Genomic DNA, 16,267 nt, shown 5'->3' on the forward strand with positions numbered 1-16,267 from the left:
GTTTGTTTGCGGCGTCTGCGGCAACCGTTTCACGATTCAATCAACGTAAAGGCAATCTGAATGGCTAATAGGTTCAAGTGCGCGACACTGGGTTCTGCCTGTCTGGGCCTCTCCATGACTTTGGTAACCCCCTCGGTGTCTGCGCTTACAGATATCATTGATATTCCTGCACGGGATACAGAATTGGCCCCCGAGTCGTTGCTGAATGATGTGACCCGCACGGGTGATCGTATTGTTGCGGTTGGTGAGCGGGGTCACATTATTTATTCCGATAACGACGGCGAAAGCTGGACTCAGGCTGAAGTTCCGGTTTCGGTTACTTTGACGGCGCTTGATTTTGGTACCGAAAGCCATGGTTGGGCGGTCGGGCACAGTGGTGTCTTGTTGCACTCTTCGGATGCAGGCGAGAACTGGACCTTGCAGTTTGACGGGTTACAAGCGGCGGCGTTGACCATCGAAACTAAAAAAGCGCAGATCGCGGAGATGGAAGACGTCATCGAACAGGCTCCGGAAGATCAGAAAGACGATCTTGAGTGGGCGCTGGATGATTTGGTTTTTGCGCTTGAGAACGCAGAAGCCGATATGGAAGTGGGGCCCGTTAACCCGTTACTCGATGTTTGGTTTGAAAATAACCAGCACGGTTTTGCGGTTGGCGCTTATGGCATGATCCTGAGGACCCAAGACGGTGGTGAATCCTGGCAGGATTGGTCGCCGTACATCGATAACGCGCAGAACTTCCATTACAACGGCATTGATCAGGTCGCCGGTGGTGCGCTGGTGCTTGTCGGAGAAGCTGGTCAGATTCATGTGTCGGTTGATAATGGCGATACCTGGGAAAAGCGCGAAAGCCCGTATCCCGGCTCATTGTTCGGCGTTACCGGCACCGGAAATGTCAACGAAATATTGGCTTTCGGTCTGCGCGGAACGACGATTTTTTCCAGTGACCTGGGGCGCAGCTGGACCATCGTTCCAAACGAAGGCAACACCACGTTGAATAATGCGCTGGTGACAGAAGATGGCCGCATTACGCTGGTGGGTAACGGCGGAGCTGTTTTGATGAGCGCCAACGGTGGCCAGAGCTTCCGCGCATACTTCCGCAGTGATCGGGGGAGTGTCATGGGGGCGGTTCCGCTGTCCGACACCAACCTTTTGCTGGTTGGTGAGGACGGTGTGAAATTTACCGATTCTCGCGGCAAGAACCTTAAATAACGCCCTGGTGTGGCATCAACAGAATAAAGGATAGAGGGCTTATTAATGTCTGACCCGATGCATGACAGGGGTGAACATTACCTGACAACGCCAAAAGCGGAACCGTTTCTTGAGCGTTTGCTTTTTAATAACCGGGCGCTGATTTTGCTCGGATTTCTCGTGCTGACACTGTTTCTTGGCTATAACGCGGCCAAGATTCAGCCGGATGCCAGTTTCGAGCGGATGATTCCGCTTGAGCATCCGTACATCGTCAACATGCTTGATCACCGGGATGATCTGGAAAATCTGGGCAACTTCGTTCGGATTGCCGTAGCGGTTGAAGACGGTGACATTTTTGATCCCGAGTATATGGAAACCCTGAAACAAATCACTGATGAGATGTTCTATCTCAACGGTGTAGACCGTTCGGGCCTGAAATCGCTGTGGACCTCGAACGTTCGCTGGGTCGAGGTAACTGAACAAGGTTTCCAGGGCGGCACGGTTATCCCGGACAACTACGACGGATCGCGGGAAAGTCTCGAAAAACTGCGTCAAAACGTTCTGCGTTCGAACGAAGTGGGTCGTCTGGTTTCGGATAACTTCCAGTCAACGGTGGTTTACGCGCCACTTTACGAGAAGAATCCGGAAACCGGGGAAGCGTTGGATTACGCGGAGTTTTCCCGACAACTGGAAGAGAAAATCCGTGATAAATATGAGGGCCAGAACCCTGAAATCAGTATCCACATTGTTGGCTTTGCCAAGAAAGTGGGTGACCTGATCGAAGGCATTGGATCTATTGCCTGGTTTGCCGGTATTACCATTCTGCTGACCACCCTGCTGCTATTCTGGTACTCACGCTGCATCGCCGGAACGTTGGTGCCGGTGTTTACCTCGATCATTGCGGTGTTCTGGCAACTGGGGGCGTTGAAGCTGCTTGGCTACGGTTTGGACCCCTACTCGGTGCTGGTTCCTTTCCTGGTATTCGCGATCGGTATCAGTCACGGCGTTCAGATCGTTAACGCCATGGCGGTTGAATCGGCCAAAGGTTTTGACGCTGTCACCTCGGCTCGATTGGCTTTCCGGGCGCTTTATATCCCCGGCATGCTGGCGCTGATCTCCGATGCCATGGGCTTCCTGACTCTGGTATTCATTGAAATTGACGTTATCCGCGATCTGGCGGTGGCTGCCGGTTTGGGTGTTGCGTTCGTGATCGTGACGAACCTGGTGCTGCACGTTTTGATCATGTCTTACATCGGTATTTCCAAAGGCGGTGTGCGTCACGTTCAGAATCATGGTGAGAAACAGGACCGCAAGTGGCGGATCATGTCTTATTTCTCGCACCCGGGTGTTGCGCCTATTTCGCTGCTGATCGCGGTCATCGGTCTTGGTTTGGGTATGTACTACAAGCAAGACCTGAAAGTCGGTGACCTTGACCAAGGTGCGCCAGAGCTGCGGGCAGACTCGCGTTACAACAAAGACAACGCCTTCATCATCAACAATTATTCCACCAGTGCCGATGTGTTGGTTGTGATGGTGAAAACGCCTGAAGAGCAGTGTACGCAGTACAACGTGCTTCGGGCCATGGATAGCCTGCAATGGGAGCTGCAAAACACGCCGGGCGTTCAGGGGTCTGTCTCGCTGGCGGATGTGTCCAAGCTGGTCACCAAGGCGCTTAACGAAGGTAACTGGAAGTGGTTCGAGATTTCTCGTAACCAGACCATTATCAATGCGTCGATCCGCGATGCACCTTCAGGGCTGATCAACACAAGCTGTGATCTGACGCCGGTGCTGGTGTTCCTGGAAGACCACAAGGCCGAGACTCTGCAAACCGTTATTGAGCGGACTGAAGCGTTTGCTCAGGCGAACAGCAATGAGGAGCATACTTTCTTGCTGGCAGCCGGTAACGCCGGTATCGAAGCGGCTACGAACGAAGTGATTTCGGGCGCTAAGGACATCATGCTGCTGTTGGTCTACAGCGTGGTCAGTTTGTTGTGCTTCCTGACGTTCCGTTCGTTGCGTGCCGTAGCATGTATTGTGATCCCGCTGGGGCTGACTTCGATCTTGTGCGAAGCCATCATGGCTATGTCTGGCATTGGTATCAAAGTAGCGACCTTGCCGGTTATTGCTCTGGGTGTGGGTATTGGTGTTGACTACGGTATCTATATCTACAGCAAACTTGAGCACTTCCTGCTTGAAGGAAAGACCCTGCAGGAAGCCTATTACGAAACCCTGCGTTCCACGGGTAAGGCGGTTATCTTTACCGGTGTAACCCTGGGGCTTGGTGTGGTGACATGGATATTCTCCCCCATCAAATTCCAGGCAGATATGGGCTTCTTGTTGTTCTTCATGTTCCTGTGGAACATGGTTGGTGCAATCTGGTTGTTGCCGGCGCTGGCGAGGTTCTTGTTACGGCCTGATAAAATGCTGGCCAAGGCAAGAGCCGCGTCCAAGTCCTGATAGCAGTCAGATATTATGAAAAAGCCCGCATTTGCGGGCTTTTTTTGTTTTCTGTTCAGCTGTTTAGCGACACAATCGTTTCTTTATTTATCGCCTGATGTGTTCTATGTTTTAATTCGAGCGAAAGATTTGCCCATGGACAGAGTGGGCGAGTGACAATAACGACCTAAGAAGGGAAGAGTACACATGACACTAAAACTTAAAGCGTCTGCAATGGCTGTCGCCGCTGCCGTCAGCCTTGGCGCAGCCTCAACTTCTGTATCCGCCCAAGATCAGCGTTTCGTGACGATCGGCACCGGTGGCGTAACAGGTGTTTATTACCCGGCAGGTGGTGCAATTTGTCGTTTGGTTAACATGGACCGCAAAGAGCACGGCATTCGTTGTTCAGTGGAGAGTACCGGCGGTTCGGTATACAACCTGAATGCGATCCGCGCTGGCGAGCTGGACTTGGCTGTAGCCCAGTCTGATTGGCAGTACCACGCATACAACGGCACCAGCCAGTTTGAAGACTCAGGCAAAGACGAGAAGCTCCGCGCGGTTTTCTCTTTGCACCCAGAGCCGTTCACTGTAATTGCCAGCAAAGGTTCCGGCATCAAGAACTTTGAAGATCTGGAAGGTAAGCGCGTTTCCGTAGGCAACCCGGGTTCAGGTCAGCGGGCCACGGCTGAAGTACTGATGGACGCCATGGGTTGGGAAATGGATAAGTTCTCTCTGGCCGCTGAAATCAAAGCTGCCGAGCAGTCTCAAGCGCTTTGCGATGGCAACATCGACGCGTTTTTCTATACCGTTGGCCACCCGTCCGGTGCCATCAAAGAAGCCACCACTTCTTGTGACAGTGTTGTGGTAAACGTAGACAACAAAGCCAGCCAGAAGCTGATCGCTGATAACCCATACTACCGTCAAGCGACCATTCCGGGTGGCATGTATCGCGGAACCGATGAAGACGTGACCACCTTCGGTGTGGCGGCCACCTTCGTTTCCTCGACAGACGTACCCGATGATGTGGTTTACGCGGTTGTTAAAGCGGTGTTCGAGAACTTTGACAGCTTCAAGCGTTTGCACCCTGCGTTTGGCAACCTGAAGAAAGAAGAAATGGTTGCTGATGCTCTGAGTGCGCCTCTGCACCCAGGTGCTGCTAAGTACTACCGTGAAGCCGGCCTGATCGACTAACAGGCCGTGCACGCATCAGGGCGAGCACTGCTCGCCCTGAGTTTCCCATCAAGTTATCTACACATCACAGGTACATTCAATGACAAAGAATGACTCCGGTTCCGGCGCGAGTGTGGATGCTGCCAAAGTCGAACAGGTTTTACAGACGGAAACCGGGGGCAGGGCGCTTGTCGGGCCTGCAGCTGCAATCCTCTTCATTATTCCAGTGTGCTGGTCTTTGTTTCAGCTTTGGATTGCATCACCACTTCCGTTCATTCTGAATTTCGGCATCTTCAACTCTACAGAAGCGCGTTCGATCCATTTGGCATTCGCTGTATTTTTGGCGTTTTCTGCATTCCCCATGATCAAGGGGGTGCATACCACCAAAGTGCCCATTTACGATTGGATCCTGGCAGCGGCAGCGGCGGCTGCAGCCTCTTATTTATACGTTTTCTATGATCAACTGGCCCAACGCCCGGGTGCGCCCATTACTCAGGACCTCTGGGTTGCGCTGGGTGGTTTGGTTTTACTGTTGGAAGCAACTCGTCGGGCCCTTGGGCTTCCGTTAACGGTTGTGGCGGCAGTGTTCATCGGGTATTCACTGGCTGGCCCCTATATGCCAGATGTGATTTCTCACAAAGGCGTAAGCCTTAACAAACTGGCCTCGCACCAATGGTTGGGGACTGAAGGTGTCTTTGGCGTTGCTTTGGGCGTTTCAACCAGTTTTGTTTTCTTGTTTGTGCTCTTTGGTGCATTGCTGGAGCGTGCGGGCGCGGGTAATTACTTTATTAAAGTTGCCTACGCCATGCTTGGTCACATGAAAGGCGGCCCCGCAAAGGCGGCTGTTGTTTCCAGTGGTCTTAGTGGTGTCATTTCCGGTTCATCCATCGCCAACGTGGTGACGACGGGTACGTTTACCATCCCTTTGATGAAACGTGTTGGTTTTCCGGCGACGAAGGCCGGTGCTGTTGAGGTGGCGGCTTCCACCAATGGCCAGCTAACACCGCCCATTATGGGCGCAGCAGCCTTTCTGATGGTGGAATATGTAGGCATCTCCTACCTGGAAGTTATCAAACACGCGATTCTACCGGCGTTGATCTCTTACGTCGCTTTGGTTTATATCGTGCACCTTGAGGCCTGTAAGCTGAAGATGCAGGGCATTGAGCGCTTGAACCGCCCAACGCTGGCGCAGCGCATGCTGAACTGGGTGGTGGTCTTGCTCGGGTTGTGCGCGCTGACCGCGGTGGTCTATTACGGCATTGGCTGGACGAAAGAATACCTGGGCGCTGCGGCAATATGGGTGTTAGGCGGTGCCTTGTTGCTGAGTTACGTGGGTTTGATTGCCTACGCGACCAAATTCCCCGAACTGGAGGTGGACGATCCGGACGAGGATATGGGTGAGCTTCCGGAGGTGGGGCCCACGGTCAAAACCGGCTTGTATTATCTGTTGCCAGTTGTAGTGCTTGTCTGGTGTCTGACGGTTGAGCGTTTTTCTCCGCAGCTTTCCGCTTTCTGGGCAACCTTGTTCATGATTTTTATCGTCATAACCCAGCGCCCGTTGAAGGCTTTCTTCCGCAAGCACGGCGGCCTGATGAGCGAGTTCGTTGGTGGCATCTCAGACCTCTTTCACTCCCTGGCGACCGGTGGGCGAAACATGGTTGGCATCGGTGTGGCCACGGCAACAGCGGGTATTGTGGTGGGCACGGTTACCCTGACCGGCATCGGGTTGGTCATGACCCAGTTCGTGGAGTTCTTGTCAGGCGGTAATCTGCTGCTGATGCTCATGTTCACGGCAGTGATCAGCCTGGTGCTGGGTATGGGGTTGCCTACCACAGCGAACTACATCGTCGTGTCTACCTTGATGGCACCGGTTATTGTCACCTTGGGCGCACAGAATGGCTTGTTGGTGCCGCTTATTGCGGTGCATCTGTTCGTGTTCTACTTCGGGATACTGGCGGATGATACGCCGCCCGTGGGGTTGGCCGCCTATGCGGCGGCCGCGATATCCGGAGCAGATCCAATACGCACGGGTGTTCAAGGCTTCACCTACGACATTCGTACCGCGATCTTACCGTTCATGTTCATTTTCAACACGCAGTTGTTGTTGATCGGGCTGACGGGCTGGTTTGATCTGTTGGTCACCATAGCCAGTGCGGTCACGGCAATGCTGGTGTTCTCGGCAGCCACGCAAGGCTTCTGGTTCACTCGCACCCGTTGGTGGGAGACGATCGCGCTGTTGCTGATCACCTTCGCGCTGTTCCGCCCGGGTTTCTTCTGGGATATGGTCTATCCGCCCCACGAAGAAGTGCAGGGCGCAGCGATTATGGAGTACGTTGAAACGGCTCCGAAAGACGAAGAAGTCGTATTCAGAGTATCTGGAATGTCACTTGATGGCAGCGACGTAACCACCTACGTGCAGCTCGACATGCCCGCGGGAGACACCGGGGCAGAGCGGTTGGCCGCTGCGGGGCTTGAAGTTTCGGAGTTTGATGGCGCGTTGGCCGTAGATTTCGTCAACTTCGGTAGTCCGGCTGAAAAAGCTGGCATTCAGTTTGGTTGGACCATTGAAGCGGTTCAGGCCAAGTTGGATCGACCGCCGAGGGAGTTGGTGTTTATACCGGCTCTGCTCCTGCTCGGGTTTGTCGCTTACGGCCAGCTCAGGCGAAAGGCCAAAGAAGAGGCGCAACCGCAGCCGGCTTAAATTCAAGGGTAGGTTGGTGTTAGTAGAAGCCCGGCATTGTTGCCGGGCTTTTTTCTGTTAAACTCGCCCTCAAATCGGCCCGCGGTTTGTGTCGCGGAGGCTGACAACCATGTGATCTTTGGTATAGATCACCGCTGAGAAAAACCATCAGGAGAATTCCATGCCCGTCATTACCCTGCCAGATGGCAGTCACCGCAGTTTTGCAGAACCCGTTACCGTACACGACGTTGCCGCCGATATTGGTGCAGGCCTGGCGAAAGCCGCCCTGGCAGGCAAGGTGGATGGCCAGCTCGTAGATACCAGTTATTTGATTGAGAAAGATGCTGAACTGGCGATCGTAACGGAGCGTGATGAAGACGGCGTGGACGTTGTCCGCCACTCGACCGCGCACCTGCTGGCGATGGCGGTCAAAGAGCTGTTCCCGGAAGCGCAGGTGACGATCGGCCCCGTGGTAGACAACGGTTTCTACTACGACTTCAAATACGACCGTCCGTTTACTAATGAGGACCTGGCGCGAATTGAAAAGCGCATGGAAGAGCTGGCGAAGCAGGATATTCCGGTTTCCCGTTCTGTTATGTCCCGGGAAGACGCGGTCAAGCTGTTTGAAGAAATGGGCGAAGAGTACAAAGTCCAGATCATCGAAGACATTCCCGGTGATGAGGATCTGTCGTTCTATCGGCAGGGTGATTTCATTGACTTGTGCCGTGGCCCTCACGTGCCAAGCACGGGCAAGTTGAAAGCGTTCAAGCTGACCAAAGTGGCGGGCGCCTTCTGGCGTGGTGACCACAACAATGAGCAGTTGCAGCGTGTTTACGGCACCGCTTGGGGCAACAAGAAAGATCTTAAGGCTTACCTGAATCGTCTGGAAGAAGCGGAAAAGCGTGACCACCGCAAAATTGGTAAGAAGCTGAAGCTGTTCCATATGCAGGAAGAGTCCCCGGGCATGGTGTTCTGGCACCCGGACGGCTGGTCGCTGTATCAGGAAATCGAACAGTACATGCGCGGCAAACTGCGCAATCACGGCTATCAGGAAATCAAAACGCCGCAGGTGGTTTCCCGCACGCTGTGGGAAAAGTCCGGGCACTGGGACAAGTTCTCGGATGCCATGTTTACCACAGAGTCCGAGAAGCACGATTACGCGATCAAACCTATGAACTGCCCCTGCCACGTGCAGGTGTTTAACCAGGGGCTGAAGAGTTACAAAGATTTGCCGCTGCGTCTGGCAGAGTTTGGCTCGTGCCACCGAAACGAAGCGTCGGGTGCGTTGCACGGTTTGATGCGGGTTCGTGGCTTCACTCAGGACGATGCGCATATTTTCTGTGAAGAAGATGCGATTCAGGAAGAGGTGTCGGCGTTTATCCACCTCTTGCACGAGGTTTATGAAGACTTCGGTTTCTCTGAAATCCTTTACAAGCTGTCAACCCGTCCGGAAAAACGGGTGGGTTCTGACGAAGTATGGGATAAGTCCGAGGCGGCTCTTGAAGAAGCTCTGAACCGTGCCGGTGTTGACTGGGAATTGCTGCCGGGTGAAGGTGCGTTCTACGGTCCGAAAATCGAGTTCTCTCTGAAAGACTGCATCGGCCGAGTTTGGCAGTGCGGTACGATTCAGGTAGATTTCTCAATGCCCGGTCGTTTGGGTGCCCAGTATGTGGCCGATAATTCCGAGCGGAAAACGCCGGTTATGTTGCATCGCGCCGTTCTCGGGTCTTTTGAGCGATTTATCGGTATACTGATCGAAGAATACGAAGGTGCGTTCCCCACCTGGTTGGCCCCAACACAAATTGCGGTGCTGAATATCACCGATAATCAGCGTGATTACTGTGAAAAATTGGCCAAAAAATGGGATTCTTTGGGATATCGGGTAAATGCTGACTTGAGAAACGAGAAGATCGGCTTTAAAATCCGCGAGCATACTCTTAACAAGGTTCCCTACCTTGTCGTTGTGGGCGACAAGGAAATCGAAAACAATGCGGTTGCCGTGCGTACCCGCAAAGGTGAAGATTTAGGGACCTTATCGCTTGAAGCGTTTGAGCAGCTGTTGGCTGCCGACATTGAACGCAAAGGCAAAACTGAAACGGAGATCTAATTATTAAACAGCGAGCGAATCGGGGGCGTACTCCAAAAGCGCCTATCAATGAGAATATTGACGCAACTGAAGTCCGCTTGATCGATGCCGAAGGCAATCAGGTTGGTGTTGTTCCAATTGAGGACGCTCTTCGCATGGCGGAAGAAGCGACACTTGATCTGGTGCAGGTTACGGATTCCGATCCGATCGTCTGTAAAATAATGGACTACGGCAAGAAAATCTTCGAAGAGAAGAAGGCGAAAGCGGCTGCCAAGAAAAAGCAGAAGCAGACGCAGGTCAAAGAGCTTAAGTTCCGTCCAGGAACTGAAGAAGGGGATTATCAGGTAAAACTACGCAACCTGGTACGTTTCCTTGAAGCCGGGGACCGCGGCAAGATCACTATCCGTTTCCGGGGCCGTGAGATGGCACACCAAGAAATTGGTATGAAGCTCATGAACCGAATCGAAGCGGATATTGAAGAGCTTGCATCGGTAGAAATGCGGCCGAAAATGGAAGGCCGGCAGATGACCATGATTGTGGCTCCCCGCAAAAAGAAGTGAACCTGATCCAATGATGGGTCCCCCGCATTAGCGGGGGATTTGTCGTTCAGGGGCACAATTGTTTTTCCTAAAATAGAATGCGGAGTTTTAAAAAATGCCTAAGATGAAAACTAAGAGCGGAGCCACCAAGCGGTTCAAGAAAACCGCCACTGGCTTCAAGCACAAGCAGTCCTTCACCAGTCACATCCTGACCAAGAAGAGCCCTAAGCGTAAGCGTCAGCTGCGTGGCACCAAGCTGATTGCCAAGTCCGACGTGGCTTCAATCAAGCGCATGACGGCGTGCTGATTCAGCCGCTAACTTCTTGATCAAGTATATTAAGGTAGAAGGATAATAGTATGGCTCGTGTAAAACGTGGCGTGGTAGCACGTCGTCGTCATAAGAAGATTCTCAAGCAGGCCAAGGGTTACTACGGCGCTCGTAGTCGTGTATTCCGCGTTGCCAAGCAAGCGGTTATCAAAGCCGGTCAGTACGCATACCGTGACCGTCGTAACCGTAAGCGTGCTTTCCGCGCTCTGTGGATCGCTCGTATCAACGCTGGTGCTCGTGCAAACGGTCTGTCTTACAGCCGTCTGATCGCTGGTCTGAAGAAAGCGAATGTTGAGATCGACCGTAAGGTTCTGGCTGACCTGGCCATGAACGAGCAGCAGACTTTTGCTGTTATCGTTGAGAAGGCCAAAGCATCCCTGTGATCGCTTAAGCTCTTTCATCGATTACTGATCGATCAGGGCGCCTCATGAGTTCATGACGGCGCCTTCTGAATAGGGGAAGGGCACGCTCTTCCCCTATTTTTGTTTTAACCTACCTCATTTCAGGTTTGGAGCAGGGTCAATGGAAAACCTTGAACAGTTGGTTCAGGACGGATTGAGTGCAGTCGAAGCGGCAGACAACCTTCAGGCGCTTGATCAAATTCGCGTAGAGTACCTCGGTAAGAAAGGCTCTATTACTCAGCAGGCGAAAACACTGGGTAAGCTTTCTGCAGAGGAGCGCCCTGCAGCCGGCCAAAAAATCAATGAAGCCAAAGGGCAGGTTGAACAGGCGATTAACGCCCGCCGCTCCGATCTTGAAAAGGCCGCCATTGAGGCCAAGCTGGCCAGCGAATCCATTGACGTGACCTTGCCAGGCCGCGGGCAGGATCTGGGTGGTTTGCACCCTGTGACCCGCACGCTGCAGCGTATTGAAGAAATTTTTGCGCGCGCCGGTTACAGCGTCGAGCAAGGGCCGGAAATCGAAGACGACTACCATAACTTCGAAGCCCTCAATATCCCGGGTCATCACCCGGCTCGTGCCATGCACGACACCTTCTATTTTAATCCGGGTACGTTGTTGCGCACGCACACATCGCCTGTTCAGATCCGCACCATGGAAGCCGGCAAGCCGCCGTTCCGCATGATCTGCCCCGGACGAGTATATCGTTGCGACTCGGATATGACGCACACGCCGATGTTTCATCAGGTGGAAGGCTTGCTGATCGAAAAGAATGTGAGCTTTGCTGACCTGAAGAGCACCGTAGAAGAGTTTCTGCGTGTTTTCTTCGAACGTGATTTGAAAGTTCGTTTCCGTCCATCCTACTTCCCGTTCACTGAACCCTCTGCAGAAGTGGATATCGAGTGGGGCCGGGAAGCTGACGGCAGCATTAAGTGGTTGGAAGTGATGGGCTGCGGAATGGTGCACCCGAAAGTGTTCGAGCATTGCGGCATTGATGCCGAAGAATATCGCGGATTCGCATTTGGTCTGGGCGTAGAGCGCCTGGCCATGCTTCGCTACGGCGTAAAAGATCTGCGCATGTTCTTCGAAAACGACCTGCGTTTCTTGCGCCAGTTCCGTTAGGCCTCTGAAGGCTAAACGGCGCAAGCAAGTCTCCGAATCAACCGCATAAATGGCATCAGGACAAGGCTAGAACGATGAAATTCAGTGAACAGTGGCTGCGAGAGTGGGTTAATCCGAGCATAGATTCCCAGGCATTGATGGACCAGATCACCATGGCGGGTCTGGAAGTAGACGGATTTGAACCGGTAGCCGGCGAATTTTCCGGTGTGATCGTGGGTGAAGTGGTTTCCGTGGAAGCCCATCCGGATGCCGACAAACTGCGCGTTTGCCAAGTTAGCAATGGCGAAGAGACTGTACAGGTAGTGTGTGGTGCACCGAACGTACGTGAAGGACTAAAGGTGCCTTTCGCTGAGGTGGGTGCAGTCCTACCCGGCAACTTCAAAATCAAGAAAGCCAAACTGCGTGGCCAGCCCTCCCAAGGCATGCTGTGTTCCGAATCCGAATTGGCTCTGTCAGAAAGCCACGATGGCTTGATGGAACTGCCTGACGATGCTCCGGTTGGCCAAAGCATGGTTGATTACCTCAAGCTGAACGACATCGCCATTGATGTTGATTTGACGCCCAACCGCAGTGATTGCTTGTCTATCAAAGGCTTGGCCCGCGAAGTGGGTGTATTGAACAGCCAGGTAGTGGAAGCCCCTGAAATCGAGCCGGTTGAGGCCGTTCATTCTGAGGTGCCGGCCATTCGCGTTGAAGCGCCGGAAGCTTGCCCCCGTTATCTGGGGCGCGTTCTGCGTAACGTAAACCTGAAGGCCGAAACGCCGTTGTGGATGCAGGAAAAACTGCGTCGTTCCGGCATTCGTTCCATTGATGCCGCCGTTGATGTCACTAATTACGTCATGTTGGAGTTAGGGCAGCCTCTACACGCATTCGATCGTGAAGAAATTTCAGGCGGGATTGTGGTTCGTATGGCAAAGGCTGGCGAGAAGCTGGTGTTGCTGGACGGCCAGGAAGTCGAACTCACCGCTGAAACTCTGGTGATCGCCGATCACGACAAGCCGATCGCGATTGCCGGTGTGATGGGCGGTGAGCACTCAGGCGTGAATGAAAAGACTCAGGATCTGGTCTTGGAGTCCGCCTATTTCGAACCCATTGCTATGGCCGGAAAGGCGCGTCACTACGGTTTGCATACCGACGCCTCTCACCGTTTTGAGCGCGGTGTTGATTACGAGCTGGCCCGCGAGGCAATGGAGCGTGCAACCCGTCTGCTGATGGATATTGTCGGTGGTGAGCCGGGTGATATTGTCGAAGTGGTCAGCTGGGAAGATCTGCCGAAAGCAAAAACCGTTGACCTGCGTGAGAAGCGCTTGGCCGACGTGCTGGGTTTGGCGATTGACCGTACTACGGTAGAAGAAATTCTGTCTCGGCTCGGTTTACGTGTAGAAAAACTTCTGAAGGATGGTTGGCGAATCAGCGTACCCAGCTTCCGCCCCGATATTTCGATTGAAGAAGATTTGATTGAGGAAGTCGGTCGTATCTATGGCTACAACAACCTTCCGGTCACGGAGCCGACGGGTTCGTTAGGTTTGAGTGTTCGGGAAGAAGCGGTTCGGCCACTATCGGCGGTTCGCAACTTCTTTGTGGCTCAAGGCTATCAGGAAGCGATTACTTACAGCTTTGTGGACCCCAAAGTTCAGCAGTTGATTGATCCTGATCGGGAAGGTATCGCTTTGGCGAACCCGATTTCCGCCGATCTTTCGGTTATGCGCACCACGCTTTGGAGCGGCCTGATTAAAACGGTTCAGCACAACCAGAACCGTCAGCAGCCTCGCATCCGTTTGTTCGAAACGGGTCTTCGCTTTGTGAAAGATGGCGACCAGATTGATCAACAGCCCATGCTGGCTGGCGTTGTGGTGGGTAACCAGACCCCTGAAAACTGGACCAACGGCCGCCGTGCGTCAGACTTCTTTGACGTGAAGGGTGAGCTGGAAAGTCTGTTCCAGGTACTCGGTATCGAGATCCAGTTCCGAGCAAGTCAGCACCCGGCATTGCACCCTGGACAAACCGCAGAGCTGTTGCGAGATGGCGAAAGTGTCGGCTGGTTGGGAACTTTGCACCCTCAAGTGCAGAAAAACCTTGAACTTAATGGCACGATTCTAATGTTTGAGCTATTCTTGAATTCGATCGTGACCGGATATGTGCCTAATTTCAAAGATGTTTCGAAATTCCCGGAAGTTCGAAGAGATTTGGCTATCATTATCGGAAGCGAAGTGTCGTTCGCTCAGGTTGAAGAAATAGCTCGTAAACAAGCCGGCGAACACCTGACAGATATGCGTGTGTTCGATGTCTATGAGGGCGAAAGCCTGGGAGAGGGCAATCGCAGTTTGGCTCTGAGCCTGTTTTGGCAGCATCCAGAGCGCACGCTGAATGAAGACGAAGTGCATACGCTCTTCAACGGGGTTATTGACTCCCTTAAAGAAGAGCTGGGGGCAACACTGAGGAGTTGACGGATGGCGGCTTTGACGAAAGCGGATATGGCAGAACGCTTGTACGAAGAGTTAGGTCTGAACAAGCGGGAAGCCAAAGAAATGGTAGAAGCTTTCTTCGATGAAATCAGAGGTGCTCTCAGTCACAATGAGCAGGTGAAGTTGTCGGGATTCGGCAACTTTGACCTCCGTGACAAGAAGCAGCGCCCCGGACGAAACCCCAAAACGGGTGAAGAAATCCCGATCAGCGCCCGACGCGTCGTTACCTTCAGGCCCGGCCAAAAACTGAAACAAAAAGTAGAAACGTATGCTGGAACCGAGTCATAACAACGAGCTTCCCGTTATTCCCGGGAAACGCTATTTCACCATTGGTGAAGTTGCAGAGCTGTGTGCGGTCAAAGCACACGTATTGAGGTATTGGGAGCAAGAGTTCCCGCAGCTCTCGCCGGTCAAGCGCCGGGGTAACCGCCGTTACTACCAGCGTGCTGACGTGATCACTATTCGTCAGATTCGTAGTCTGCTTTATGATCAGGGCTACACCATTGGTGGTGCCAAGCAAAAGTTGAGCAGCTCTGAGGTGAAAGACGATACCTCACAGTACAAGCAATTGATCCGGCAAATGATTACCGAACTGGAAGAAGTCTTGGATGTGTTGAACGCTCCAGCCAAGTAATCGGAAGAAGATCAAAATCGCTGAACATAAAAAAACCGAGGCGCGAAAACGTCTCGGTTTTTTGCTTTATAACTGTGGTTCATTAGCCGTTGCGAAGAGCGTGGGTAAGCCGGGCGAGTTGCTCGGCACACTGCTCCAAATTGGCCGGGGCCTGGGCATAGGCACTTTGGAGCTCCATCGGCCCTCGGGTTATCGAAAAGGCCGCGGTCAGCCCTTTCGTTTGCAGAGCCGAAAAGTCTTGTCCTAGCATGCCGGCAAAGCCTACGACCGGCACGTTATATTTCTTGGCCATAAGCGCGACCCCGGCCGGGGTTTTACCGTAAGCGCTTTGGTTGTCGATGGCGCCCTCAGCGGTGATCACCAAGTCGGCGGTCTGGATGTGGCTTTCCAGTTCGACGGTTTCCATGACGAGCTCAATCCCCGGGCGCAATTGCGCGCCGAGAATACCGGCCACCATCCCGCCGATACCACCCGCGGCACCGCTGCCGGGGAAACTGGATATATCCCAGCCCTGCTTTTTGGCTAACCGGGCAAAGTGGGCCAGATTCGCATCCAGTTTTATAAGTTGCTGAATGCTCGCGCCTTTTTGCGGGCCGAACACAACTGCTGCGCCGTTCGGGCCGGTCAACGGATTATTGACGTCGCAGGCAACGACCAAGCGGGTGTCTCCGATGGCGTCGAGAGCCGGCTGCAAGTCCAGACTGGCGAGCTTGCCCAAACCTATACCGCCAGCCGGGATACGATTGCCTTCCTTATCGAGAAGCTTTGCGCCAAGCGCCTGCAAAATGCCGGCACCGGCATCCGTCGTCGCACTGCCGCCCAGCCCCATAACCAGCACTTTCGGCTTGTGTGATAGGGCTTCCAGCATGAGTTCGCCGGTACCGTAACTTGAAGCCGATAGTGCGTTTCGTTCATCCGGTGGAACACAATGCAGGCCGCTTCCTTCCGCTACTTCGATAATCGCTGTGCTCGCGTTATTTGCCAGACCGTAGCGGGCGACCACGGGTTCCCCGAGTGGCCCGGTTACAGTGACGGAATGCAGTTGCCCCTGAAGGGCTTCGGTCAGCGCAACCGTAGTACCTTCGCCGCCATCTGCCAGAGGCACTTCGATGACCTCGTCTCGGGGCGCGGCTTTTAGCCAGCCACGGGCCAGAGCGCTGGCAACCTGATCGGCTGCCAGGCATTCCTTGAACGAGTCAGGAGCAATAACAATACGCATG

Annotated in this window: 13 protein-coding genes; 12 read left to right on the plus strand and 1 reads right to left on the minus strand. The window is 53.4% G+C overall.

Going from position 1 to position 16,267, the window contains the following annotated elements:
* Nucleotides 1-60: 60 nt before the first annotated feature.
* The 12 genes from MWU64_RS11030 to MWU64_RS11085 all read left to right on the plus strand — a co-directional run bounded on the left by MWU64_RS11030 (nucleotide 61) and on the right by MWU64_RS11085 (nucleotide 15,047).
* On the plus strand, nucleotides 61-1,209 hold the full coding sequence (locus tag MWU64_RS11030; protein WP_247064366.1) for a YCF48-related protein: 1,149 nt from the start codon (nucleotides 61-63) through the stop codon (nucleotides 1,207-1,209).
* A gap of 45 nt (nucleotides 1,210-1,254) precedes the next feature.
* A complete protein-coding gene (locus MWU64_RS11035) occupies nucleotides 1,255-3,645 on the plus strand; it encodes an MMPL family transporter (protein WP_247064368.1) in 2,391 nt (796 codons plus the stop codon).
* 186 nt (nucleotides 3,646-3,831) lie between these two features.
* Nucleotides 3,832-4,815: a TAXI family TRAP transporter solute-binding subunit gene (locus tag MWU64_RS11040; protein WP_247064370.1), complete on the plus strand. Its 984-nt coding sequence runs from the start codon at nucleotides 3,832-3,834 to the stop codon at nucleotides 4,813-4,815.
* A gap of 79 nt (nucleotides 4,816-4,894) precedes the next feature.
* Nucleotides 4,895-7,495 carry a TRAP transporter permease gene (locus tag MWU64_RS11045; RefSeq protein WP_247064372.1) on the plus strand — a complete coding sequence of 867 codons (2,601 nt, stop codon included), beginning with the start codon at nucleotides 4,895-4,897 and terminating at the stop codon, nucleotides 7,493-7,495.
* Between the two features lie 160 nt (nucleotides 7,496-7,655).
* The gene (gene thrS, locus MWU64_RS11050) at nucleotides 7,656-9,581 is read left to right on the plus strand and encodes a threonine--tRNA ligase (RefSeq protein ID WP_247064374.1); all 1,926 of its coding nucleotides are present in this window, start codon (nucleotides 7,656-7,658) and stop codon (nucleotides 9,579-9,581) included.
* 2 nt (nucleotides 9,582-9,583) lie between these two features.
* Nucleotides 9,584-10,120, plus strand: a complete 537-nt coding sequence (gene infC / locus MWU64_RS11055; RefSeq protein ID WP_247064482.1) for a translation initiation factor IF-3 — start codon at nucleotides 9,584-9,586, stop codon at nucleotides 10,118-10,120.
* A 94-nt stretch (nucleotides 10,121-10,214) separates the two neighbouring features.
* On the plus strand, nucleotides 10,215-10,406 hold the full coding sequence (rpmI, locus tag MWU64_RS11060; protein WP_007151842.1) for a 50S ribosomal protein L35: 192 nt from the start codon (nucleotides 10,215-10,217) through the stop codon (nucleotides 10,404-10,406).
* A 50-nt stretch (nucleotides 10,407-10,456) separates the two neighbouring features.
* A complete protein-coding gene (rplT, locus tag MWU64_RS11065; protein WP_114333214.1) occupies nucleotides 10,457-10,810 on the plus strand; it encodes a 50S ribosomal protein L20 in 354 nt (117 codons plus the stop codon).
* Between the two features lie 139 nt (nucleotides 10,811-10,949).
* Entirely contained in the window at nucleotides 10,950-11,948 is a 999-nt protein-coding gene (gene pheS, locus MWU64_RS11070; RefSeq protein ID WP_114333215.1) for a phenylalanine--tRNA ligase subunit alpha, read from the plus strand.
* Nucleotides 11,949-12,022: 74 nt separating this feature from the next.
* Nucleotides 12,023-14,395 carry a phenylalanine--tRNA ligase subunit beta gene (pheT, locus tag MWU64_RS11075; protein ID WP_247064376.1) on the plus strand — a complete coding sequence of 791 codons (2,373 nt, stop codon included), beginning with the start codon at nucleotides 12,023-12,025 and terminating at the stop codon, nucleotides 14,393-14,395.
* 3 nt (nucleotides 14,396-14,398) lie between these two features.
* The gene (gene ihfA, locus MWU64_RS11080; RefSeq protein WP_022989370.1) at nucleotides 14,399-14,701 is read left to right on the plus strand and encodes an integration host factor subunit alpha; all 303 of its coding nucleotides are present in this window, start codon (nucleotides 14,399-14,401) and stop codon (nucleotides 14,699-14,701) included.
* Nucleotides 14,682-15,047: a MerR family transcriptional regulator gene (locus MWU64_RS11085; protein WP_133006060.1), complete on the plus strand. Its 366-nt coding sequence runs from the start codon at nucleotides 14,682-14,684 to the stop codon at nucleotides 15,045-15,047. The genes ihfA and MWU64_RS11085 overlap by 20 nt, the downstream gene beginning before the upstream one ends.
* Nucleotides 15,048-15,129: 82 nt before the next feature.
* Here MWU64_RS11085 and MWU64_RS11090 read toward each other — a convergent pair whose 3' ends face one another.
* Nucleotides 15,130-16,266: a glycerate kinase gene (locus tag MWU64_RS11090; RefSeq protein ID WP_247064378.1), complete on the minus strand. Its 1,137-nt coding sequence runs from the start codon at nucleotides 16,264-16,266 to the stop codon at nucleotides 15,130-15,132.
* Between the last annotated feature and the right edge of the window lies 1 nt (nucleotide 16,267).

The organism is Marinobacter sp. S0848L (assembly GCF_023016065.1).
GTDB lineage: Bacteria > Pseudomonadota > Gammaproteobacteria > Pseudomonadales > Oleiphilaceae > Marinobacter.